19 protein-coding genes are annotated in these 22,566 nt (G+C 66.9%); 11 read left to right on the forward strand and 8 right to left on the reverse strand.

Going from position 1 to position 22,566, the window contains the following annotated elements; translation table 11 throughout:
- The first annotated feature begins 26 nt into the window (after positions 1–26).
- From ABD017_RS06255 to ABD017_RS06280, 6 genes are all read left to right on the forward strand, one after another.
- Positions 27–2,384: a GH36-type glycosyl hydrolase domain-containing protein gene (locus ABD017_RS06255; protein WP_343881279.1), complete on the forward strand. Its 2,358-nt coding sequence runs from the start codon at positions 27–29 to the stop codon at positions 2,382–2,384.
- Between the two features lie 354 nt (positions 2,385–2,738).
- The gene (locus tag ABD017_RS06260) at positions 2,739–3,497 is read left to right on the forward strand and encodes a TorF family putative porin (RefSeq protein WP_343881281.1); all 759 of its coding nucleotides are present in this window, start codon (positions 2,739–2,741) and stop codon (positions 3,495–3,497) included.
- Between the two features lie 232 nt (positions 3,498–3,729).
- A complete protein-coding gene (glnA, locus tag ABD017_RS06265; protein ID WP_343881283.1) occupies positions 3,730–5,139 on the forward strand; it encodes a type I glutamate--ammonia ligase in 1,410 nt (469 codons plus the stop codon).
- Positions 5,140–5,306: 167 nt separating this feature from the next.
- Complete coding sequence (locus ABD017_RS06270) at positions 5,307–5,894, forward strand: BRO family protein (RefSeq protein ID WP_343881285.1); 588 nt, start codon at positions 5,307–5,309, stop codon at positions 5,892–5,894.
- Positions 5,895–5,917: 23 nt separating this feature from the next.
- On the forward strand, positions 5,918–6,151 hold the full coding sequence (locus tag ABD017_RS06275) for a hypothetical protein (protein ID WP_343881287.1): 234 nt from the start codon (positions 5,918–5,920) through the stop codon (positions 6,149–6,151).
- 179 nt (positions 6,152–6,330) lie between these two features.
- Complete coding sequence (locus ABD017_RS06280; RefSeq protein ID WP_343881289.1) at positions 6,331–7,218, forward strand: aldo/keto reductase; 888 nt, start codon at positions 6,331–6,333, stop codon at positions 7,216–7,218.
- Here ABD017_RS06280 and ABD017_RS06285 read toward each other — a convergent pair whose 3' ends face one another.
- Entirely contained in the window at positions 7,219–7,530 is a 312-nt protein-coding gene (locus tag ABD017_RS06285) for a hypothetical protein (protein WP_343881291.1), read from the reverse strand. It lies immediately after the preceding gene.
- Between the two features lie 27 nt (positions 7,531–7,557).
- Positions 7,558–7,845: a hypothetical protein gene (locus ABD017_RS06290; RefSeq protein WP_343881293.1), complete on the reverse strand. Its 288-nt coding sequence runs from the start codon at positions 7,843–7,845 to the stop codon at positions 7,558–7,560.
- Between the two features lie 175 nt (positions 7,846–8,020).
- On the opposite strand from ABD017_RS06290, the gene ABD017_RS06295 reads away from it, so the two are divergent.
- From ABD017_RS06295 to ABD017_RS06315, 5 genes are all read left to right on the forward strand, one after another.
- The gene (locus ABD017_RS06295; RefSeq protein ID WP_343881295.1) at positions 8,021–9,022 is read left to right on the forward strand and encodes a two-component system sensor histidine kinase NtrB; all 1,002 of its coding nucleotides are present in this window, start codon (positions 8,021–8,023) and stop codon (positions 9,020–9,022) included.
- A 151-nt stretch (positions 9,023–9,173) separates the two neighbouring features.
- A complete protein-coding gene (gene ntrC, locus ABD017_RS06300; protein WP_343881297.1) occupies positions 9,174–10,556 on the forward strand; it encodes a nitrogen regulation protein NR(I) in 1,383 nt (460 codons plus the stop codon).
- 728 nt (positions 10,557–11,284) lie between these two features.
- The gene (locus ABD017_RS06305; protein ID WP_343881299.1) at positions 11,285–12,619 is read left to right on the forward strand and encodes a glucoamylase family protein; all 1,335 of its coding nucleotides are present in this window, start codon (positions 11,285–11,287) and stop codon (positions 12,617–12,619) included.
- Positions 12,620–12,681: 62 nt separating this feature from the next.
- Positions 12,682–13,587: a phosphogluconate dehydrogenase (NAD(+)-dependent, decarboxylating) gene (gnd, locus tag ABD017_RS06310; protein WP_343881301.1), complete on the forward strand. Its 906-nt coding sequence runs from the start codon at positions 12,682–12,684 to the stop codon at positions 13,585–13,587.
- Positions 13,588–13,905: 318 nt separating this feature from the next.
- Entirely contained in the window at positions 13,906–14,922 is a 1,017-nt protein-coding gene (locus ABD017_RS06315; protein ID WP_343882193.1) for an IS110 family RNA-guided transposase, read from the forward strand.
- An 18-nt stretch (positions 14,923–14,940) separates the two neighbouring features.
- On the opposite strand, the gene ABD017_RS06320 is transcribed toward ABD017_RS06315, so the two are convergent.
- The 6 genes from ABD017_RS06320 to ABD017_RS06345 form a co-directional block, all read right to left on the reverse strand.
- Positions 14,941–15,483, reverse strand: coding sequence for a DUF488 domain-containing protein (locus ABD017_RS06320; RefSeq protein WP_343881302.1), 543 nt, complete (start codon positions 15,481–15,483; stop codon positions 14,941–14,943).
- 2 nt (positions 15,484–15,485) lie between these two features.
- Positions 15,486–15,698: a hypervirulence associated TUDOR domain-containing protein gene (locus ABD017_RS06325; protein ID WP_007081455.1), complete on the reverse strand. Its 213-nt coding sequence runs from the start codon at positions 15,696–15,698 to the stop codon at positions 15,486–15,488.
- A gap of 329 nt (positions 15,699–16,027) precedes the next feature.
- Positions 16,028–18,076 carry a transketolase gene (tkt, locus tag ABD017_RS06330; protein WP_343881306.1) on the reverse strand — a complete coding sequence of 683 codons (2,049 nt, stop codon included), beginning with the start codon at positions 18,074–18,076 and terminating at the stop codon, positions 16,028–16,030.
- A 98-nt stretch (positions 18,077–18,174) separates the two neighbouring features.
- Complete coding sequence (pgm, locus tag ABD017_RS06335) at positions 18,175–19,821, reverse strand: phosphoglucomutase (alpha-D-glucose-1,6-bisphosphate-dependent) (RefSeq protein WP_343881308.1); 1,647 nt, start codon at positions 19,819–19,821, stop codon at positions 18,175–18,177.
- A gap of 200 nt (positions 19,822–20,021) precedes the next feature.
- The gene (locus ABD017_RS06340) at positions 20,022–22,058 is read right to left on the reverse strand and encodes a hypothetical protein (protein ID WP_343881310.1); all 2,037 of its coding nucleotides are present in this window, start codon (positions 22,056–22,058) and stop codon (positions 20,022–20,024) included.
- Entirely contained in the window at positions 22,055–22,405 is a 351-nt protein-coding gene (locus ABD017_RS06345) for a hypothetical protein (RefSeq protein WP_343881312.1), read from the reverse strand. Before ABD017_RS06345 ends, ABD017_RS06340 begins: the two co-directional genes overlap by 4 nt.
- Positions 22,406–22,566: the final 161 nt, after the last annotated feature.

Consider the following 22,566-nt stretch of genomic DNA (forward strand, 5'->3'; position numbering starts at 1 on the left):
TCAACAGATCAGCGGAGCGGTACCCGATGCTCAACCCCAGCGCCGATGGCGAACGTTTCGAACTGCACAGCCCGGTGGCGATGCCGCGGGCGGCCGGCTTCCTGTGGAACCGGCGCATGATGATGCAGATGAATTGCCGCGGTTATGCCGTGGCGCAGTTCATGCAGCCGGAGCCGGCCAAGTACGCGCATGCGCCGAACCTGGAAGCGAAGACGTTCATGCAGCCGGAGCAGCCGTACTACGCGCATCACCCGGGGCGCTTCTTCTACATCAAGGACGAGGAGTCCGGCGAGCTCTTCTCGGCGCCGCACGAGCCGGTGCGGGCCACGCCGGAAAGCTTCACCTTTTCCGCCGGCAAGGGCGACATCGCGTGGCGCGTGGTCGGCGCGGGCATCGAGGTGGAGATGAAGGTGTCGCTGCCGGTCAACGACGTGGTCGAGCTGTGGACGCTCACGGTGCGCAACCTGTCCGGCCGCGCGCGCAGGCTCAGCATCTACCCGTACTTTCCGATCGGCTACATGTCGTGGATGAACCAGTCGGCGGAATACCGCGCCGACCTGGGCGGCGTGGTGGCCAGCAGCGTCACGCCGTATCAAAAGGTGGCCGATTACTTCAAGCAGAAGGACTTCAAGGACAAGACCTTCTTCCTGCACGAGCGCGCGCCCGACGCGTGGGAGGCGAAGCAGGAAACCTTCGAGGGCGAGGGTGGTTTGCACCATCCCAGCGGCGTGCAGCAGGAGACGCTGGACGGTGGCGACGCGCGTTACGAAACACCGGCGGCGGTGCTGCAGTACCGGTACGGCTTTGCGCCGGACGAGTCGCAGCAGTACCGCTTCATTTTCGGCCCGGCCTTCGATGACGCGGAGATCCGCGCGCTGCGCGAGAAATACCTGAGCGAGGTGGGGTTTGCCACCGCTGAACGCGAGTACGCGGAGTATGTGCGCCAGGGACGCGGCTGCATCCAGATCGATACGCCCGATGCCGCGCTGGACAACTTCGTGAACCACTGGCTGCCGCGCCAGATGTTCTACCACGCCGACGTCAACCGGCTCAGCACCGACCCGCAGACCCGCAACTACCTGCAGGACAACATGGGCATGAGCTACATCCGCCCGGCGGTGACGCGTTCGGCCTTCCTGCATGCGCTGAGCCAACAGGAGGAAAGCGGCGCCATGCCCGACGGCATCCTGCTGGTCGAAGGCGCCGAGCTGAAGTACATCAACCAGATCCCGCACACCGACCATTGCGTGTGGCTGCCCGTCTGCCTGCAGGCCTACCTTGACGAAACCGGCGACTACGCGCTGCTGGACGAGCCCGTCACCGGCGTGGACGGCCGCAGCCTGAGCGTGTTCGAGCGCATCAGCGCCGCCATGCGCTGGCTGCTGGACGTGCGCGACGAACGCGGCCTCAGCCTCATCGCCCAGGGTGACTGGTGCGACCCGATGAACATGGTCGGCTACAAGGGCAAGGGTGTCTCCGGCTGGCTGTCGGTAGCCACCAGCTACGCGCTGAAGTTGTGGGCCGCCGTGTGCGACATGCGGCAACAGGCTGAACTGGCGCAGTCGTTCCGCGAGGGCGCGCAGCAGCTCGACGACGCCGTGAACCGCCAGCTGTGGGACGGCGAATGGTTTGCCCGCGGCATCACCGACGACGGCGTCGTCTTCGGCACGCGCGAGGATGCGGAAGGCCGCATTTTCCTCAACCCGCAAAGCTGGGCGATCCTGGCCGGCACCGCCGACGCGGCGCAGCGCGGCAAGATGCTGCACGCCATCGAGCAGCAGCTGGAAACGCCCTACGGCGTGATGATGTTCGCGCCCGCCTACACCGCCATGCGCGACGACGTGGGTCGCGTGACGCAGAAGTATCCGGGCTCGGCAGAGAACGGCGCGGTCTACAACCACGCGGCGATCTTCTATATCTACAGCCTCTACGACATCACCGAATCCGAGCGCGCCTACCGCCTGCTGCGGCAGATGATCCCCGGCCCCGATGGCGATGACTATTTGCAGCGCGGCCAGCTGCCGGTGTTCATCCCCAACTACTACCGCGGCGCGTATTACCAGTTTCCGCGCACGGCCGGCCGCTCCAGCCAGCTGTTCAACACGGGCACGGTGTCGTGGGTCTACCGCTGCCTGGTCGAAGGCCTGTTCGGCTTGCGGGGCCAGGCTGATGGCTTGCACATCGCCCCGCAGCTGCCGGCGGATTGGCCCTCGGCGAGGGTGGTGCGCACGTTCCGCGGCGCGGAGTTCGTGGTCGAGATGGTGCGCGAGGCAGGCGTGGATCAGACGCGCATCACCGTGGATGGCGAGCCTCTCCAAAGCGCCGTCATCCACGACATCGAACCCGGCCGACGCTATCAGGTTGCGGTGCATCTGCCGGCCTGAAAAGCCGCCTGAAGCCCTGCCGAAACCCGTTGTAGGAGCGACTTCAGTCGCGACGTTTTTGCTCCGATGGCGCGAACCAAGGGCGTCGCGACTGAAGTCGCTCCTACAGGAGGGATGTGAGTCGCGCCGGCGAATCCTGCACATCGCGTGGCGGGTTTGGCCGTCCATTCTGTGTTGCGCGTAATCGCTGTTGAAAACGCGCTCCCGCTACTGACCACATTTCGCCAGCGCCGGGGATATCCCGACGCCACCGTTGATGGCCCGCATATTGCAGCGCACCATGGCCTGGCGGCCGGACGCATTCCGCGGACCCGGCCCGAGCCCGGGCGTGCTGGCATAGCGGGAGCCGAAACGATGAAACGATCCGGACTACTGATCCACCTTGGTGCAGCAGCGCTGGCGCTTTGCACCGCGCCGACCCTCATGGCGGCCGATGCCGAAAGCAGCACCACCGGCAACGTCACCGTCGTCAACGACTATCTGTTTCGCGGCCTCTCGCAGACCAATCGCGACCCCGCGTTGCAGGCGGGCCTGGAATACGACCACGCCAGCGGCTGGTACGTGGGCGGCTGGGGCAGCAGCATCAGCTGGCTGTCCGATACGTCCGCGCCCGGCGCGCGCGTATCCAGCAGCGTGGAACTGGACGTCTATGCCGGCTACCGCGCCAAGGTCGGCGACGACTGGACGCTGGACGGCGGCCTCTACGAGTACTACTACCCGGGCAGCTACCCGCACGGCTATACCCGGCCGCATACGCTGGAGGCGTACGCCGCGGTGGGCTGGCGCGCGCTCACGCTGAAATATTCGCAGACGCTGGGCAACGCGTTCGGGGTGGCCGACAGCCGCAACAGTGGTTACCTGGATCTTTCCTGGAACTGGGAGTTCACCCCGGGCTGGCTGGTCAACGCCCACGCCGGCCGCCAGCGGATCGCCGGCGCCAGCGCCGCCAGCTACAGCGACTGGAAACTGGGCCTCACCCGCAACTTCACCCACGGCTACGCGGTGGCGCTGGGCTACTACGACACCAACGCGCGGCGCGCGGTCTACACCAACGCCATGGGCCACTACCTCGGCCGGGCCACGGCCGTGCTCAGCGCCAGCAAGGCGTTCTGACCCGGTGACGCCGTGCCGCGCCACCCTCGGCGTGGGACGGCGTCGGCGTACGCGCGGGCTCGCCGCCTCAAGTGCACCAAGCTGGTGAAATGAGGCACCATGCTGCACCGTCAGGGGACATTGCCGTCGTGGCCGGGCCGCGCGAAACCCCACGCCATGCGGCTTTGCCGCCACGGCCCGTTGGCACACCGTTTGCTAAAGCTCATCCGCCCATTCCATTCGAGGTTGCTCCATGAATGCTCAGAAAGTGCTCGACCTGATCCAGGAACACGACGTCGAATTCGTCGATCTCCGTTTTGCCGACATGCTCGGCGTGCACCACCACGTTTCGTTCCCCGCGCATCAGATCGACGAGTCCACGTTCGAGGACGGCAAGATGTTCGACGGCTCCTCGATCACGGGCTGGAAGGGCATCAACGAGTCGGACATGATCCTCATGCCCGACCCGGAAACCGCGCACCTGGACCCGTTCAGCGCGCACGTGCAGCTGATCGTGCATTGCGACGTGCTCGAGCCCAGCACCATGCAGGCCTACGGCCGCGACCCGCGCTCGATCGCCAAGCGCGGCGAGGCGTTCCTCAAATCCACCGGCATCGCCGACACCGCGTTCTTCGGCCCGGAGCCGGAGTTCTTCATTTTCGATTCGGTGCGCTGGCAGAACGACCCGGGCCGCGTGTTCTATGAAATCGGTTCCGAGGAAGCGGCCTGGTCGTCGCGCTACAAGTACGACGGCGAAAACCACGGCCACCGTCCGGGCGTGAAGGGCGGCTATTTCCCGGTCAGCCCGGTCGACTCGCTGGGCGACCTGCGCGCGGACATGTGCAAGGTGCTGGAATCGCTGGGCCAGACGGTGGAAGTGCACCACCACGAAGTGGCCAACGCCGGCCAGTGCGAGATCGGCGTCAAGTTCAACACGCTGGTGAAGAAGGCCGACGAGCTGATGACCATGAAGTACGTGGTCAAGAACGTGGCCCACCAGAACGGCAAGACCGTCACCTTCATGCCCAAGCCGCTGGTCGGCGACAACGGCAGCGGCATGCATGTGCACCAGTCGCTGTCGAAGAACGGCGAGAACCTGTTCGCCGGCGACCTCTACGGTGGCCTGTCGCAGACCGCGCTGTGGTACATCGGCGGCATCTTCAAGCATGCCCGCGCCATCAACGCGTTCTCCAACTCCACCACCAACAGCTACAAGCGCCTGGTGCCGGGTTTCGAGGCGCCGGTGATGCTGGCCTACTCGGCCCGCAACCGCTCCGCCAGCTGCCGCATCCCGTACGTGGCCAGCCCCAAGGGCCGTCGCATCGAGGTGCGTTTCCCTGACCCGATGCAGTCGGGCTACCTGGTGTTCACCGCGCTGATGATGGCCGGCCTGGACGGCATCATCAACAAGATCGACCCGGGCGCACCGGCCGACAAGGACCTGTACGACCTGCCGCCGGAAGAAGAGAAGAACATCCCGCAGGTCTGCTCCAGCCTCGACGCCGCGCTGGAAGCGCTGGACAAGGATCGCGAGTTCCTGAAAGCCGGCGGCGTGTTCACCGACGACTTCATCGACGCCTACATCGAGGTGAAGATGAAGGAAGTGACCAAATACCGCGCCAGCACCCACCCGCTGGAATTCCAGATGTACTACTCGCTGTAAGCGAACCCACCATCCGGTGAAGACAACGGGCGCCTCGGCGCCCGTTGTCGTTCCAGCCAGTCGGAGGAATCCGCGTTCGCCGATGACTTGTAGACGAGCTGATACCTCACACCTGCCGCCAGGATGGCCGGGTACAGTGGCGGAGCAACGTCCATAAGGAATCGGCCATGCAGCAACCACCCGCGCAGTTCGAAGACCATGCGATCCGCCGTGTCTACGACGAAGCCAGCGAAACCTGGTGGTTTTCGGTCGTGGACATCGTGCAGGTACTGACCCGGCAGCCGGATTACCAGGCGGCACGCAACTATTGGAAAGTACTGAAGAACCGGCTGGCCAAGGAAGGCAGTGAAGTGGTTACAAGTTGTAACCGGTTGAAATTGACAGCCAGTGACGGAAAGCAACGCCTCACCGACGTGGCGACCGCCGAAACCCTCCTGCGCCTGGTGCAATCGGTGCCCAGCCCCAAAGCCGAACCGATCAAGTTGTGGCTGGCCAAGGTCGGTTACGAGCGCATGCAGGAGCTGGCCGACCCGGCACTGGCGTTGGATCGTGCCCGCGCAACGTGGCAGAAGCACGGTCGCAGCGAGAAATGGATCAACCAGCGCCTGATGGGACAGGAAACCCGCGCCAAACTGACCGATTACTGGGCCAGCCACGAGATCAAGGTCGGCCAGGAGTTCGCCATTCTCACCAACCTGATCCACGAGGAATGGACCGGCCTTGGCGTGAAGGAGCACAAGCAACTCAAGGGCTGAAGACGCAGAACCTGCGCGACCATATGACCGAGGCCGAGCTCATCTTTACCGCGCTGGCCGAACTGTCCACCCGGCAGATCGCCGAAACGACGCACGCCGTCGGCATGCCGGCGAACAAGGTCGCGGCGAAAAGCGGCGGCAGCATCGCGAAGCGCGCCCGATTGGAACTGGAAAGCCAGACGGGCAAAAAGGTGGTGTCCGGTGAAAATTATCTGCCACCGCCGCGCCCGAAACGTTTGAAGAAGCCCGGCGCGTAACGTTGCGACATCCTCCCCGGAGGTGTGGAAGGCGTGCCTGGGTTCCGGTCGTTGCCGCGCTGTACTTTTCTGCTGGCGTTAGCCCGTTCGTGGGGTTGCGCGTAATGCGCTTTCGCCCGCGTTTCATGTCGCCGGCGTAATCTTGGCGGTTGCTGTCTTCAGTCCGCAGGAACGACGCCATGACCAACGCAAACGCCGCCGCATCGGGCAGCTTCAGGATCGGTGGTGACACCGCCGTGCATCGCCTGGGTTTTGGTGCCATGCGCATTACCGGCAAGGGCATCTGGGGGCCGCCGGCGGACAGGGCCGAATGCCTGCGCACGCTGCGGCGGCTGCCGGAGCTGGGCGTCAATTTCATCGATACCGCCGATTCCTATGGGCCAGATGTTTCCGAGGGGCTGATCCGCGAGGCGCTGCATCCGTACCGCGGCATGCTGGTGGCCACCAAGGCCGGGCTGGCCCGCAGCGGCCCGGACCAGTGGCAGCCGCTGGGTCGCCCCGAATACCTGCGCCAACAGGCACTGAAAAGCCTGCGCTGGCTGGGCGTGGAGCGGATCGGCCTGTGGCAGCTGCACCGCATCGATCACAAGGTGCCGCGTGACGAGCAGTTCGGGGCGATCAAGGCGCTGCTGGACGAGGGCATCATTGCCCACGCGGGCTTGAGCGAGGTGTCGGTGGATGACGTGGTCGCCGCGTCGGCCGTGTTCCCGGTGGCCACCGTGCAGAACCGCTACAACCTTGTCGATCGCGGCAGCGAGGACGTGCTCGAGCATTGCGAAAAGCACGGCATTGGTTTCATCCCGTGGTATCCGCTGGCCGCCGGCAGCCTGGCCGGCAGCGGCGGCATGCTCGATCGCATCGCGAATGCGCATGGCGCCACGCCGGGCCAGATCGCCCTGGCCTGGCTGCTGCGGCGCAGCACGGTGATGCTGCCGATTCCCGGCACCTCGAAGGTCAGCCACCTGGAGCAGAACGTGGCGGCGGCCGGCATCGAGCTGACCGATGCGGAGTTCGCGGAGCTGGACGCCGGCGGCAAGGCGGAGTTTTCGTCTGCCAAGTCAGACTGATCAGCGACGCCGGCGCGAGCGTCGCCAGCGCAGCCAGCGGCGCTCCACCCACAGCAGGCTGCGCAGCATCGGGCGACGCAGGAAGGGCAGGTCCTCGGCCAGCAGCAACAGGCCCAGCGGCAGCATCCACAGGCCCAGCAAGGGCAAGACGCTGAGCAGGCCGCCGACGATCAGGAACAGGCCCACCGGCACCCTGATCCAGCGCGACGAGGGCACGCGCAGCCAGCGTATCGGCCGCGCGATCCAGCTGGGCAACTGGGCTTCCATGCGGTGGAAATGGCGGTTGAGCCGCGCTTCGTCCTTGCTGATCATGCTATGTGCGGGCCCTCGGCGCCGTCATCACTCCTCCTCGCCGGCCCCGCCGGTGGGCGCCTGGTAGGACGGGTCGGCCGCGTCGCGTACATGCCGCGTCGCTTCGCGCAGCCGCGGCTCCAGCCGCTCGCAGTTCAGCACCACCTTGCCCGAGTGCACGCCGCGCACCGCCGACATCGGCACCTCGAAATCGCCGGCGTTCTCGATGTAGATCACCAGCTCCGGCGGCTGCGGCCGGATCTCCCGCACCGAGCCGATCCCTTCGCCCCCGTCGGAGACGAAAACCATATCGCCCAACTGGATGGATTCATGCATGGCGATGCCCTCTCTCTGGTGGTCGCCGCATCCGCCGTGGCGCGTGTCCCGCCGGCGTGCAGCGTAGCTCCACACAGTGGCCGCAGCACGGTGAATGGCTGGTAAAAACACCGGCGATCGCGCGCACCGTCGATGGTGGATTGCACCAAATCAAGACAAAGTCCACAATGGTGCAATGAGCGAGCTCGACTGGCAGGCGTGCGTGGAGCAGATGGCGACCGGGCTGGCCGTGATCGACACCGACATGCGCCTGCGGTGGATCAACCCGGCGCTGGCCGAATGGCTGGAGTGGGGCCCGCGCAGCGCGCTCGGCCAACCCCTGGCCGGCTTGCTCGGCGAAGCCACCGGCCAGGCGCAGCGCAGCCTGGCGCAGCAGCGGCCGGTGCAATTGCGCGGCGTGATGCTGACCGCCGTGAGCGGGCGCCAGACGCGGGTGGATATCGCCCTGCAACCGCTCGACGGTGGCCTGCTGCTGGAGGCGCATGCGCTGGCCGAATCGCCGTCCGGCCAATCCCCGCTGTCGGCCACCTTGCGCGGCTTTGCCCACGAAATGAAAAACCCGCTGGCCGGCCTGCGCGGCGCGGCGCAACTGCTGCAGCGGCGCGTGGTCGGCGACGACCTGCAGGCGCTGGCCGGCCTGATCATCGACGAGGCCGACCGCCTCGGTGCGCTGGCCAGCCGCCTGCTGCACAACGACGGCGCGCCGAAGCTGGCGCCGATGAACATCCACCAGCCGCTGCAGCGCGTCGCCGACCTGCTGCAGGCCGAGCCGCATCCGCCGCGGCTACGGCTCGATTACGACCCCAGCCTGCCCGACCTGCGCGGCGACGCCGACCGCCTGCAGCAAGCCTTGCTCAACCTGGCCCGCAACGCGCTGGAAGCCGGCGCGCGCACGCTCACCTTGCGCACCCGCGCCGAATACGGCTTGCGCCTGGGCGAGGGCGTGGCACGGATGGCGCTGCGCGTGGACGTGGCCGACGACGGCCCCGGCGTACCCGCGGCGCTGCGCGATACCTTGTTCGAACCGCTGGTATCCGGCCGCGTCGACGGCACCGGCCTGGGCCTGGCGTTGTCGCGCGAAATCGCCCACGAGCATGGCGGCGAATTGCGCTACGCCAGCCGCGCCGGCGACACCGTGTTCTCGCTGTACCTGCCACTGGAGCCCGGTCATGACTGACTCCCCGACCTGCCGCGCACCGCTCCCTCCCCTGCTTGCAGGGGAGGGCTGGGGAGGGGTTCGCTCTTGATCTTTCTCGTCTGCCCGAGCAACCCCCTCCCAACCTCCCCCTGCGCGCAGGGGGAGGAGCAAAAGACAGCGAAGCACCACCATGACTGATGAAATCTGGATCGTCGACGACGACCGCGGCGTGCGTTTCGTGCTGGCCGAGGTGCTGCGCGACGCCGGCCTGGCGGTGCGCGAGTTCGGCGAGGTGGACACCGTCCGCACGGCGCTGCGCGACGCCCGGCCCGCGCTGCTGCTGACCGACGTGCGCATGCCCGGCGAGGATGGCCTGAGCCTGCTGCGCGAGCTGCAGCAGATGGGCGTGGGGCCAGTGATCGTGATGAGCGCCTTCACCGACGTGGCCACCGCCGCCGCCGCCTACCGGGCCGGCGCGGTGGATTACCTGGCCAAGCCGTTCGACCTCGACCACGCCGTGGCGGTGGTGCAACGCGCGCTGGCCAGCGCGGCCACGCCGGCCGAACCGGTCGCCGAAACGCTCGCGCCGACCCATGCCCTGCTGGGCGAAAGCGCGCCGATGCGCGAAGTGTTCCGGCTGATCGGCCGCGTGGCCGCCAGCGACCTCAACGTGCTGATCACCGGCGAGACCGGCACCGGCAAGGAACTGGTGGCGCGCGCGCTGCACGAGGAAAGCGCGCGCCGGCAGAAACCCTTCGTGGCGCTCAACACCGCCGCCATTCCCAGCGAGCTTTTGGAGAGCGAACTGTTCGGCCACGAAGCCGGTGCCTTCACCGGCGCGCTGCGCCGCGTGGCCGGGCGCTTCGAGCAGGCCGAGGGCGGTACGCTGTTCCTGGACGAGATCGGCGACATGCCGCTGGCGCTGCAGACGCGCCTGCTGCGCGTGCTGGCCGGCGGCGAGTTCTACCGCGTGGGCGGGCGCGAGCTGATCCGCGGCGACGTGCGCATCGTGGCGGCCACCCACCAGGACCTGTCCGCGCGCGTGGCCGCGGGCCTGTTTCGCGCCGACCTGATGCACCGGCTGGACGTGGTGCGCATCGAACTGCCTGCGCTGCGCAACCGGCGCGGCGACATCCCGTTGCTGGCGCGGCATTTCCTGGCGGCGATGGCGCAGGACCTGAAGCTGCCGCCGAAACGGTTCTCGAAAGCCGCGTTGAAGTTGATCGCACAACGCGATTTCCCCGGCAACGTGCGCGAGCTGGAAAACCTGTGCCGACGGCTCGCCGTGATCGCGCCCGGCAGCGAAATCCTGCCCACCGACCTGGACGGCATGCGCGGCGCCCCCAGCGGCGGCGACTGGACCGACGCCTTGCGCGACTGGGCCACCGAAGCCCTGGCCGCCGGCGAAGTCGAAATCCACGCCCGCGCCCGCGAGGCACTCGACCAGACCTTGCTGCAGGCCGCCCTGCAAGCCTGCGACGGCCACCGCCAGAACGCCGCCGCCGCCCTGGGCGTTGGCCGCAACACGCTGACCCGCAAACTGGGCACCTCGCGCACGCGCAAGGCTCCGTAAGCCCGCTCCTTTGGCAGCCGCCACGCCAAACCCCAGCGCCGCAAAAAAACCGTAATCCCCTCTCCCCTGCGGGGAGAGGGCAGGGAGAGGGGGCACGCCGCGGGAAAGTTCAAGCGGAGCCGCTGTTGCCGAAGCCACGGGCTTCCTCGCCAGCCCCGACCCCTCTCCTCAGTCCTCTCCCCAAAGGGGAGAGGAGGGTCACTACCGGGCTTCTTCGCTCGTCGCCACCAACCCGGCAACGCCGCCACGCCAAACCTCAGCGCCGCAAAGGAACCGTAATCCCCTCTCCCCTGCGGGGAGAGGGCAGGGAGAGGGGACACGCCGCGGGAAAGTTCAAAGCGAAGCCGCTGTTGCCGAAGCCACGGGCTTCCCCGCCAGCCCCGGCCCCTCTCCTCAGTCCTCTCCCCAAAGGGGAGAGGAGGGTCACTATCGGGCTTCTTCGCTCAACACGACCCATCCAGCGAGCCGCCACGCCAAACCCCAGCGCCGCAAAAGAACCGTAATCCCCTCTCCCCTGCGGGGAGAGGGCAGGGAGAGGGGGCACGCCGCGGAAAAGCTCAAAACGGAGCCGCTGTGGCGAAGCCACGGGCTTCCCCGCAAGCCCCGGCGCCTCTTCCCGGTCCACTCCCGTCAACCTGCGTTTCATCCCGGTCGGGGGTACCATGCCGTGCCCGTCGGCCAGCGCTCCGCGCCGACCTCCTGCAGCGAGACAGGCCTTTCCCCGATCCATGCGTTCGTCCCCGTTCAGCCATCCGCTCCAGTCCGATCCGTTGTTGCAGCGGCTGCAGAGCAAGGCGTTTGCGTATTTCCAGTACGAGACCAACCCCGCCAACGGACTGGTGTCGGACAAGACCGCGCCGGACTGGCCGTGCAGCATCGCCGCCACCGGGCTGGCGCTCAGCGCGTATCCGGTGGCGGTGGAGCGCGGACTGATCAGCCATGCCGCCGCGCTGAAACGCGTGCTGACCACGCTGCGCTTCTTTCGCGACAGCCCGCATGGGCCGCAGCCGGACGCCACCGGCTGCCGCGGCTTCTACTACCACTTCCTGCACATGCAGACGGGCCGGCGCGCCTGGCAATGCGAGCTTTCCACGGTGGACAGCGCGTTCCTGTTCGCCGGCATGCTGACCGCGGCCGAATACTTCAGCGACGACACCGCCGAGCAGAAAGAAATCCGCGACATCGCGCGCGCCCTGTACGAACGCGCCGACTGGACCTGGGCGCAGGCCGCCGACGGCACCGTCGTGCATGGCTGGCGGCCGGAGAGCGGCTTCATCCCGCATTGCTGGCACGGCTACGACGAGGCCCTGCTGCTTTACGTGCTGGCGCTGGGCTCGCCCACCCACGCCCTGCCGCCCAGCGCGTACGAGGCCTGGACGCGCAGCTACGAATGGAAGCATTGCTACGACCTCGACTACCTCTACGCAGGGCCGCTGTTCATCCACCAGCTGTCGCACGCGTGGATCGATTTCCGCGGCATCCAGGACGCGTTCATGCGCGGCAAGGGCATCGACTATTTCGAGAACAGCCGCCGCGCCACGCAGGTGCAGCAACGGTATGCCCTCGACAACCCGCTGGGCTTCAAGGGCTACGGCGCCAACTGCTGGGGCATCACCGCCAGCGACGGGCCGGGGCCGGCCACCTTGAAGGTCGATGGCGTCGAACGCACCTTCTACGACTACCAGGGCCGTGGCGCGCCGTTCGGCATCGACGACGGCACGCTGGCGCCGTGGGCAGTGGTGGCCTCGCTGCCGTTCGCGCCGGAGATCGTGCTGCCCACGGTGCACCATTTCATCCACACGCTGCAGCTGCATGACCACCATCCCTACGGCTTCAAGGCCAGCTTCAACCAGAGCTACGTCGACGCGCCCGGCACCGCGCCGGACGGCTGGGTGTCGCCGTACTTCTTCGGCTTGAACCTGGGGCCGATCCTGCTGATGGTGGAAAATCACCGCACCGGCCTGCCGTGGCAGCTGATGCATGGCTGCCGCTACATCGTCGATGGCCTGCGCCGCGCCGGTTTCAGCGGCGGCTGGCTGGGTGCCGACGGGCATCCGCGATAATGCTTTCCTGGCGCGGCCGCAGGGCGCGCCTTCTTTTTCGCTTTCTGTAACGGAGTAGTGCAATGGAACTTGGCATGGTGGGTTTGGGGCGCATGGGCGCGAACATGGCCGAACGGTTGCTGCGTGGCGGCCACAGCGTCACCGGCTTCGACCCGAACGCCGAGGCGCGCAAGGCGCTGGAAGGCAAGGGCGCGGCCAGCGCCGACTCGCTGCAGGCACTGGTGCAGGCGCTGCCCGCGCCGCGCGTGGTGTGGCTGATGGTGCCGGCCGGCTCGATCACCGATGACACTGTCAACACGCTGCTGTCGCTGCTGTCCCCCGGCGACACCGTGATCGACGGCGGCAATTCCAATTACAACGACACCCTGCGCCGCGCCGCGCTGTACCGGGAGCACCAGCTTCACTACGTCGATTGCGGCACCAGCGGCGGCGTGTGGGGCCTGGCCGAGGGCTACAGCATGATGATCGGCGGCGACGAGGCGGTGGTGAAACGCCTGCAGCCGATCTTCGAGACGCTGGCGCCGGGCAAGGATGCCGGCTGGGGCCGCGTGGGCCCGGTCGGTTCGGGTCACTTCACCAAGATGGTCCACAACGGCATCGAGTACGGGATGATGCAGGCCTACGCCGAAGGCTTTTCCATCCTGGAGCACAAGCAGGAGTTTGGCCTGGACCTGGCGCAGATCGGCCAGATCTGGCGCGAGGGCAGCGTGGTGCGCTCCTGGCTCCTGGACCTCACCACCGACGCGCTGACCAAGAACCCCAAGATGGAAGGCATCGCGCCCTACGTGGCCGATTCCGGCGAAGGCCGCTGGACGGTGGACGAGGCGATCCAGCTCAACGTGCCCGCGCCGGTGATCACCTTGTCGCTGATCGCCCGCCTGCGCTCGCGCGACACCGAGTCGTTCACCGACAAGCTGCTGGCCTCGATGCGCAACGAATTCGGCGGGCACGCGATCAAGAAGGAATGATTGGCGTGTAGGAGCGCACCCTGTGCGCGATGGCTTTTCGCCCTGCAACGAAACATCGCGCACAGGGTGCGCTCCTTAGGTCTTGATGTTAGACCGGTCAAGGTCGAGCATCCCGACTGATCATCGGGAAACCGGGTGATGCCGATGCGCTCCTTTGGCTTCGAGCCCGTGACGTAGATACGCACCCCGGTTCCAATTTCGCTCGTCCGCAAGCTTGAACGGTACCCTCGGCCCGCCGCTGGCGTGAGCCTGCACACCTAAGGATCAGCTGGATGAGCAGGGTGATCGAAACGAACGATGCGAGGTGATGCGGTGACAATGGTTGTGGGAGTGGATGTGGCCAAGGCCACGTTTGATGTGGCTGTCGGGCTGGCCAAGGCGGGCAAATTCCAGACACGCGCCAAGGTGGCCAATCGGGAAGAAGGCTTCAAGGAGTTGATGATCTGGCTGGACAAGCATGCGCCCGAAGCGGCGGTGTGCATGGAAGCGACCGGGATCTACCATGAGGCGCTGGCCAGCTTCCTGGTACAGCAGGGCAAGACGGTCTACGTGGCCAATCCGGCGCAAGTGAAATACTTCGGCAAGAGCCAGCTGACGCGGACCAAGACCGACCGCACGGACGCCAAACTCATTGCGCAGTTCGCCACCAGCCAACAGGCCGGTCCCAAGCCGATGTCGCCGTGGACCCCGCCAACACCAGGCCAACGGATCTTGCGTGCGCAGGTCGAGCGCCTGGACGACCTCAAGGGCATGGAGCGGATGGAAGCGAACCGGCTCGACGTTGCCAACGACGCCGTACGCGACTCGGTGGAAACCTCGCTCAAAACGTTGCGCCAGCAGATCAAGGCGCTGGAACGACGGATCGACAAGCACATCGACCAGGACCCCGGCCTGCGTCACGATGCAACGCTGATAGCGTCCATTCCCGGCATCGCCAAGACCACCTCGGCCTCCCTGCTGGCCGCGCTGGGCGATCTGCGCCGCTTCGACGCGCCGGGCAAGCTGGTGGCCTTCGCTGGCCTCAACCCGGCGCTACGTGAGTCGGGCACGCTGAAAGGGCAGGTCCGGATATCCAAAACCGGCGCCCCAGGCCTGCGTGCCAAGCTCTATATGCCCGCCGTCTCGGCCAAGAACCACAACCCTATTGTCCGTGCCTTCTGCGAGCGCCTGCTCGCCCGCGGAAAGCTCCCCATCGTGACCGTCTGCGCCGCCATGCGGAAGCTTCTGCACCTCGCTTGGGGCGTCATCCACACGGACACCCCTTTCGACGCAAACCATGCCCGACATCACTCTGATTCGACCTCGCATGCGTCTGGCCATTGTGCGCTTGCGTAGCGGGGATCAAGACGGTGTCTACAGCAGATCCGCCTGCGCTGGCGCGTAGCTCAACTTTCCATCCACGATGCGCGCCGGCGAAGTGTAGGGATGCTCCGTGCTGTGGCTGGCATCCATGATGTGGACGACCTCGATGCCGCGCAGCTTGAGCACGTCGGACACCAGCGAACGGTGGCAGCGCCACCACACCGCCTCGGCGCACATCATCGCCGTGCGTCGTTGCGCGGCCAGCGCAAGCAGCGCGTCCAACCCTTCGGCAAATTCATCGGTGGCGATGTAGTCGGCATAGCCCTGGAACGAGGCGTTGTGCCAGGCCGTGTTGGGCGAGCCCGGCTGCACCTTGCGGCGGCCGCCCAGCCTGGGTATCCACTGGTAGCCGAGGTCGTGGGCGGGCAGCGATTCGGCCAGCGCCTCGCTGGCGAAATACGGGTAGCGGCGCGAACCGGGGAAGCGCCGCACGTCCGCGATCGCCTCGACCCGGTAGGTGCGCAAGAGGCCGATGAATTCTTCCAGCGTGCGGGTGGAGTGGCCGATGGTCCACACGGTGGCAGGCTTGACCATGCTCAGTCGATCTTGTGCAACGCGGCGCCCTTGTGCATCGCCACGTGATCGGTCTTGTCGCTCTTGATCTCGTACTGCGGATCGTCCTCGCTGCAGCGACGCATGTGGCCTTTGTACTCGGTGTCGCGCGTGTGCACCTTGGTGATCGTGCCGCTGACGTGGCCGGCCTCGGAATTCCAGCGCACGTGGTCGCCGACTTTGAAGGCGTGGGTCATGGGATCCTCCGATGAATGCCACCACGCATGAAAGCAGACGTCGTTTGATGCGGTTGTGAATGCGCGGGCGTCAAGAAGCGGAAAAGCCCGGAGGTACCGTGACCTCCTCTCCCCATTGGGGAGAGGACACAGGAGAGGGGCCGGTGCTTGCGGGGGAGCTGAGGCGAAGCTCTCCGGCGTCGTGGGTGGCTCTGTTGGGGTTTCCCCGCGGCGTGCTTCGCTTCGTTGAAGGTTCCCCGCGGCGTGTCCCCCTCTCCCTGCCCTCTCCCCGCAGGGGAGAGGGGATTACGGCACAGACCTGCGTCCAGGCGCGGCGTTGTGCGAGTGCATCACTTTCCCAGCAACGCCTTTGCCTTTGCCACCACGTTGTCCACGGTAAAGCCAAACTCGCGCAGCAGCACGTCGGCTGGCGCGGACGCGCCGAAGTGGTCGATGCCCAGCACGTCGCCGCGGTTGCCCACGTAACGGTGCCAGCCCTGCGGCGAGCCCAGCTCCACCGCCAGCCGCGCCGGCACGTCCGGCGGCAATACGGCGTCGCGATAGTCTTGCGGCTGCGCGTCGAACAGCTCCCAGCTGGGCATCGACACGCAGCGCACGGCGATGCCGTCGGCCTGCAATTGTTCGGCGGCCTGCAGGATCAAGCCCACCTCGGAGCCGGTGCCGATCAGGATCAGCGCGGGCTTGCCATCCTTCGCGTCGCTCAGCACGTAGGCGCCCTGGCGCAGGCCGTCGGCGCTGGCGTAGCGCTGGCGATCCAGCGTGGGCACGTTCTGCCGCGTCAGCGCCAGCAGCACGGGGGCGTTGCGGGTTTCCACCGCCACTTTCCACGCCACCGCGGTTTCGTTGGCATCGGCCGGGCGGATCACGGTGAGGTTGGGGATGGCGCGCAGGCTGGCCAGCTGCTCCACCGGCTGGTGGGTGGGGCCATCCTCGCCCAGCGCCACGCTGTCGTGGGTGAACACGTGCACCACATGCAACTTCATCAGCGCGGCCAGGCGGATCGCCGGGCGCATGTAGTCGGAGAAGATCAGGAAGGTGGCGTCGAACGGAATGAAGCCGCCGTGCGCGGCCAGGCCGTTGCTGATCGCCGCCATCGCATGCTCGCGCACGCCGTAGTGGAAGTTGCGCCCGGCCCGGCTCCAGCCGCCGCCGTCGGAGCCTTCGGCATCCTCGCCCGGCGTCATCGCGGGGTTGAAATCGCCCAGGCCCTTGAGCGCGGTATGGGTGGACGGGTCCAGATCGGCCGAGCCGCCGCACAGCGCCGGCACCCTGGCCGCGAACGCGTTCATGATCTTGCCGCCGGCTACGCGGGTGGCCATGCCCTTGGCGTCGGCGGGGAAGGTGGGGATGTCGGCGTCCCAGCCCGGCGCCAGTTCGGCGCGCAGGCGGCGATCGAGTGCTTTCGCCTCGTCGGGGAAGGCTTTCGAATAGCCGTCCATACGGCTGCGCCAGCCAGCCTCCTCTTTGGCGCCACGCTCCACCGCCTGGCGCATGTGCGCCAGCGCGGCCTCGGGCACCAGGAAGTCGGGCTCGGTGGGCCAGCCCAGGTTCTGCTTGGTCCTGGCCACGTTCTCCTCGCCCAGCGGCGAGCCGTGCGCCTTGTAGCTGTCCTGCTCGGGCGAGCCGAAACCGATGTGGGTGCGCACCAGGATCAGCGTGGGCCGTTCGGTGTCGGCGCAGGCCGCCTTCAGCGCGTTGTCGATGGCGGCCACGTCGTTGCCGTCGGGCACGGTGAGGGTCTGCCAGCCGTAGGCCTCGAAGCGCTTGGCGCGATCCTCGGAAAACGTCATGTCGGTGCCGGCGGACAGCGTCACGTAGTTGTCGTCGTACAGGCACACCAGCTTACCCAGCTTCAGGTGGCCGGCCAGGGACGCGGCCTCGCTGGCCACGCCTTCCATCAGGTCGCCGTCGCTGACGATGGCCCAGGTGCGGTGGTCGATCACCGTGTGCCCGTCGCGGTTGGTGCTGGCCGCCAGTTGCGCCTCGCCGATGGCCATGCCCACCGCGTTCGCCAGGCCCTGGCCCAGCGGGCCGGTGGTGACTTCCACGCCGGGCGCGTGGCCGTACTCGGGGTGGCCGGCCGTCTTGCTGCCCCACTGGCGGAAGTGCCTGATGTCGTCCAGCGACACGTCATAGCCGGTGGCGAACAGCAGGCTGTAGAGCAGGGCCGAGCCGTGCCCGGCGGAGAGCACGAAGCGGTCGCGGTCGGTCCACTGCGGGTTGGCCGGGTTGTACTTCATGTGCCGCGTCCACAGCACGTAGGCCATCGGCGCCGCGCCCAGCGGCAGGCCGGGGTGGCCACTGTTGGCGTGCTGCACCATGTCCACCGACAGGAAGCGGATCATGTCGATGCATTGCTGGTCGAGGTCGTGGGACATGGGCGTTTCTCCAGAGGTGAATGGGCTCTGTAGGAGCGCACCCTGTGCGCGATGCTCTTGGCGGAATGATGAAGAGCTATCGCGCACAGGGTGCGCTCCTACACCAATGCACTGTCGACGATGTTTTGCGCCTCCGTCAGCAGCGCCTGCAGATGCGCCTCGTCCCTGAAGCTTTCCGCGTAGATCTTGTAGATCGCCTCGGTGCCGGAGGGCCGCGCCGCGAACCAGCCGGTGGCGGCCACGGCCTTGATGCCGCCGATGGCCGCGCCGTTGCCGGGCGCGCGGTCCAGCACCTGCTCGATCTTCTCGCCGGCCAGCTGGTCGGTCTTCAACTGGTCGGGCGACAGCTTCGCCAGCTTCGCCTTCTGCGCCGGCGTGGCCGCCGCCTCGACGCGGTTGGCGAACGGCTTGCCGAGCTCGTCGGTGAGTCGTGCGTAAAGCTCGCCCGGGTCCTTGCCCTCGCGGGCGGTGATCTCGGCCGACAGCAGCGCGGGCACCAGGCCATCCTTGTCGGTGACCCAGGCCGTGCCGTCGCGGCGCAGCAGCGAGGCGCCGGCGCTTTCCTCGCAGCCAAAGCCCAGCGAGCCGTCGAACAGGCCCGGCGCAAACCACTTGAAGCCCACCGGGACCTCGTAAAGCTGGCGACCCAGCCGCTTGGCCACGCGGTCGATCAGCGCGGTGCTGACCACCGTCTTGCCCACCGCGGCCTGCGCGTTCCACTGCGGCCGGTGGCGGAACAGGTAGTCGATCAGCACCGACAGGTAATGATTGGGTTCCAATAATCCGCTGGAGCGGGTGACGATGCCGTGGCGGTCGTGATCGGTGTCGCAGGCGAACGCCACGTCGTAGCGGTCCTTCAGGCCGATCAGCCGCTGCATCGCGTACTTCGACGACGGATCCATGCGGATCTTGCCGTCCCAGTCCACGCTCATGAAGGCGAACTGCGGATCGACCACGTCGCTGACCACGGTGAGGTCGATGCCGTAACGCTCGGCGATCGGGCCCCAGTAATGCACGCCGGCGCCGCCCAGCGGATCCACGCCCATGTGGATGCCGGCACCGCGGATCGCGTCGAAGTCGATCACGTTGGCCAGGTCGGCCACGTAATGGCCGAGAAAATCGTGCTCGTGGGTGGTGGGGGCCTTGCGCGCCTGCGCCAGCGGCATCCGCTTCACCCCGCGCAGGCCGTCCTGCAGCAGCGCGTTGGCGCGGTTCTCCACCCACTTGGTGATGTCGGTGTCGGCCGGGCCGCCGTTGCTGGGGTTGTACTTGAAGCCGCCGTTGTCGGGCGGGTTGTGCGAGGGCGTGATCACGATGCCGTCCGCCAGGCCCGACGTACGACCGCGGTTGTAGACCAGGATCGCGTGCGAGACCGCCGGCGTGGGCGTGAACTCGCCGCCCGTGGAGGTCATCGTCTCCACGCCGTTGGCGGCCAGCACCTCCAGCGCGCTTTCGAACGCCGGCTGCGACAGCGCGTGGGTGTCGGCGCCGATGAACAGCGGGCCGTCGATGCCCTTGGCTTTCCGGTACTCGCAGATGGCCTGGCTGATCGCCAGGATGTGCCACTCGTTGAAACTGCGCTCGAACGAGCTGCCGCGATGGCCGGAGGTGCCGAACGCCACGCGCTGGGCGGGCACCGACGGATCGGGTCGCAGCGTGGCGTACGCGTCCAGCAGCTTGGGGACATCGACGAGTATCGAGGCTGGCGCCGGCTTGCCGGCGAGTGGGCTGATCTTCTGGCTCATGGATTTTCGAAAACCTTGCGGTGACTTTCTCGGCCGGACGCGATGCCCGGGACCTGCTTCAAGACGGCAAGCGTGATCCCTGCGGCGCGAAAAAAAAAGAAAGACGCGGGCGGGCGTTGGCCGGTGACGCGGGATTCACCTGGGCGCCGCGACGCGATTGGCCGCCGAAAAACGCGTCGCGGCGCGATGCTTCCTGTCCATCATCCGCCTGGCACGGGCCCTTGCGGCGCCTGCTGGCATCGCTGCGCCTGCTGCGCTTGCATCTGCCCCATCCACTGCACCTGCTGCCGATCGTATTGCTGCACGTCCTGCATGGTCTGGGCGATGGTCGGTGGCGGGTTGGTGATATCCATCCGGCCGTATCCGCCGCCCAGTTGGGTCGAACCGAAGTGGATGGCGCCATCGCTGGTCCCCATCGCCGAAAGATGCTCCGGCTGCCGGATGCCCGCCTTGTAACAGGCCGCCGTGGCCTGATGCAGCCGCTCGTCGGACGTGCCCGCAGGAAACATCCCGTGCAGCTTGTTGAACAGCGCATGTTGCGGGTGGTCCGGGTGGCTGAAAGGGCGCAACGCCTGCATCCCGTCGGAGGCCTGAGCGGGTTCTCGTTCGCGTTGCGCAACGCGCCGGGTGGCATCAAGCTCGCGGCGCAGATTGCCTTCGGCCGCGTGGGTGCCCCCGATCAGGCCGTGCGTGTTCCACTGGCCATCCGTGCTGCGGGTGTAGGTGTGGCCGTCCGATGCCCGCCGCGTGTCCGGCGGCTCGTGCAGGGCGTGGGAGACGGCTGCGGGTAGATCGCCGTACTGCGCCCAGCCCCGTTGGTCGTATGCGGCCCGATACCGTTCGGCGATGTGTCGGCGGGAACCGGCCAGGTTGGCCTCGATGGTCTGCCGCGCGGCCGCGTCGAGCTGCGCGGCACGCGCCGCGCTGGCGTGCTCGATGTGCGTCGCGGCCATGCCATGCTCCAGCATCCGATCGGTGACCACGCGCGACCATTGCTGCGTCTGCGCGTCGCGCTTCCATGGCGCGGCGACGTGGCTGGGCGTGTCCTGCGGTGCCGCTGGCTGCGTGTACGGATCGCGCGGCCGGGGTGGATGCGCCAGGGCCAGCTCCACCGCCACGTTGCTGGCCTGAAAGCTCAGGCGGTCGGCCAAGGCAGGATCGGGGCGGATCGTACGCATCACCGGCACCGGCAGCGCGCCGTAGCCCAGCAGCGAGGTCGGCATGTTGCTTGGCTCGGCGGTGGGCACCTGGCGTGTCCAGCCCTCTTGCGGCCGGGCCGGATCGTAGGTCCAGGCCACGTTCTGCGGATCGGTCTGCCGATAGATGCGATGCCGGTCGTACATATCGACCAGCTTCTCGCCGCCGATCGCGCCGCCGATGGCACCGGCGCCCGCCACCAGCACATCCATCGGCCCGGACTCGATGCCAGCCGTTCCCAACACTTGCGCACCCAACACCGCACCACCCAGCGCACCAAGGTTGCGCCCGCCGAAATGCATGACTTCCGATTCCGCGCCCACGTGGTTGCCATGCGAGCGCAAGTCAGCGGTGCGCGATGCGGTGGTGGTGGCGTCGTAGACCACGGCAGCGGCGCCCAAGGCCGTGGCACCACGGACGAGGCCCGGCGCAAGGTTACCGCGTTCTACTACGGCGGCGATCTGGAGCGTGTTGTCTATGTCGCGGATATGGACAGGCGCGGTAAACAGTTTGCGGTTGGGTACCAGGTATTGTTCGCCACCACCGGCACGCGTGAGCTGGCCGCCGAGTTCGGACGTGGGCGCGACCTGGCTTATGAAAACCTCCGTCGGCGCCAATGGGCGAACTTCGTCCATGCGATAACGCAATGCCTCGCTCTTGGCGGGCAGACCGAAATAATCGTGGAGGCTTCGGCCGGACGCCAGTGCTTCGTCTATCACGGACTCCCTCGCGAGATAAGACGAGTGTGGCGAGACCTCACCATCCAGACGTGTAAGTTTGATCAGCGGTTCATCCACGATTGCCATGCGTGGGAGATCCCTGCCAGAGGTGATTTGTTCTATGGCACGAGCGTCAATTTCGAACGCTGTAGCTTCCCTGTCGGATTCGGCGAGTCTCTGCCAATAGAGCGTCCCTTCGGGAGTGTCGAGGTACGCTTTCGCGGCCTGGACAGATACCCCATGCGTTTCGAACGTGGTGCCTTTGGCGATCTCCGTGGCGTAGTGCCGCTTCAGTTCTTCAGAAGCCAGATCCTGGCTCATGATTTCGTGCCCGCCTCGTTGGCCGCCCGCAAGGCTTCCATACGAGCAAGACGTTGTTTGTCTTGCTCGGTCAGCCCGCCTTCCATCTCGACGACGAAAGCAGCGTACGCCGCGCCGACACTTGGGTTTTTGTATGGCGTATAGATCCCATCGCCAAAGTTGTAGGCGCCAGGGACAGTTTTTCTGGAGGTGGGCTCCAATACTCTGCCCGCCTTGGCATCCTCGATCAGCGGCGCCAGCGAAAGCAGGAGACCCTGCACCTCCTCGCTCTCGGGGTACTGCTGCAACACCCACTCGAGATGCTCGGCGGCGGCCTTGAGCTTGACGGGATTGATGGTCTGGGTCATGGCTCAACGTCCTTGAAAAGCTTGGGAGGGAAGCTTTGTTATACCGCGATCGCCGCGTAGGCATTGAGGCTGCGGTGCCCTCTCCGTTGCGGGATTTGGTCGCGGCTGTCGTACGCGGAGCCTGACGCGCACCGGCCGGGCCGGTTGCGGACAAGGATGAA

Source organism: Rhodanobacter caeni, assembly GCF_039523575.1.
In the GTDB taxonomy this organism is placed as follows: Bacteria; Pseudomonadota; Gammaproteobacteria; order Xanthomonadales; family Rhodanobacteraceae; genus Rhodanobacter; species Rhodanobacter caeni.

What these genes read in the sequence shown, in the direction of transcription:
- ABD017_RS06270 (WP_343881285.1), top strand. Translation starts at nt 5,307, where the DNA reads ATGCAGCAACCACCCGCGCAGTTCGAAGACCATGCGATCCGCCGTGTC.
- pgm (WP_343881308.1), bottom strand. Translation starts at nt 19,821, where the DNA reads ATGAGCCAGAAGATCAGCCCACTCGCCGGCAAGCCGGCGCCAGCCTCG.
- ABD017_RS06260 (WP_343881281.1), top strand. Translation starts at nt 2,739, where the DNA reads ATGAAACGATCCGGACTACTGATCCACCTTGGTGCAGCAGCGCTGGCG.
- tkt (WP_343881306.1), bottom strand. Translation starts at nt 18,076, where the DNA reads ATGTCCCACGACCTCGACCAGCAATGCATCGACATGATCCGCTTCCTG.
- ABD017_RS06340 (WP_343881310.1), bottom strand. Translation starts at nt 22,058, where the DNA reads ATGAGCCAGGATCTGGCTTCTGAAGAACTGAAGCGGCACTACGCCACG.
- ABD017_RS06275 (WP_343881287.1), top strand. Translation starts at nt 5,918, where the DNA reads ATGACCGAGGCCGAGCTCATCTTTACCGCGCTGGCCGAACTGTCCACC.
- ABD017_RS06305 (WP_343881299.1), top strand. Translation starts at nt 11,285, where the DNA reads ATGCGTTCGTCCCCGTTCAGCCATCCGCTCCAGTCCGATCCGTTGTTG.
- ABD017_RS06290 (WP_343881293.1), bottom strand. Translation starts at nt 7,845, where the DNA reads ATGCATGAATCCATCCAGTTGGGCGATATGGTTTTCGTCTCCGACGGG.
- gnd (WP_343881301.1), top strand. Translation starts at nt 12,682, where the DNA reads ATGGAACTTGGCATGGTGGGTTTGGGGCGCATGGGCGCGAACATGGCC.
- ABD017_RS06325 (WP_007081455.1), bottom strand. Translation starts at nt 15,698, where the DNA reads ATGACCCACGCCTTCAAAGTCGGCGACCACGTGCGCTGGAATTCCGAG.
- ABD017_RS06315 (WP_343882193.1), top strand. Translation starts at nt 13,906, where the DNA reads ATGGTTGTGGGAGTGGATGTGGCCAAGGCCACGTTTGATGTGGCTGTC.
- ntrC (WP_343881297.1), top strand. Translation starts at nt 9,174, where the DNA reads ATGACTGATGAAATCTGGATCGTCGACGACGACCGCGGCGTGCGTTTC.
- ABD017_RS06280 (WP_343881289.1), top strand. Translation starts at nt 6,331, where the DNA reads ATGACCAACGCAAACGCCGCCGCATCGGGCAGCTTCAGGATCGGTGGT.
- glnA (WP_343881283.1), top strand. Translation starts at nt 3,730, where the DNA reads ATGAATGCTCAGAAAGTGCTCGACCTGATCCAGGAACACGACGTCGAA.
- ABD017_RS06320 (WP_343881302.1), bottom strand. Translation starts at nt 15,483, where the DNA reads ATGGTCAAGCCTGCCACCGTGTGGACCATCGGCCACTCCACCCGCACG.
- ABD017_RS06255 (WP_343881279.1), top strand. Translation starts at nt 27, where the DNA reads ATGCTCAACCCCAGCGCCGATGGCGAACGTTTCGAACTGCACAGCCCG.
- ABD017_RS06345 (WP_343881312.1), bottom strand. Translation starts at nt 22,405, where the DNA reads ATGACCCAGACCATCAATCCCGTCAAGCTCAAGGCCGCCGCCGAGCAT.
- ABD017_RS06285 (WP_343881291.1), bottom strand. Translation starts at nt 7,530, where the DNA reads ATGATCAGCAAGGACGAAGCGCGGCTCAACCGCCATTTCCACCGCATG.
- ABD017_RS06295 (WP_343881295.1), top strand. Translation starts at nt 8,021, where the DNA reads ATGAGCGAGCTCGACTGGCAGGCGTGCGTGGAGCAGATGGCGACCGGG.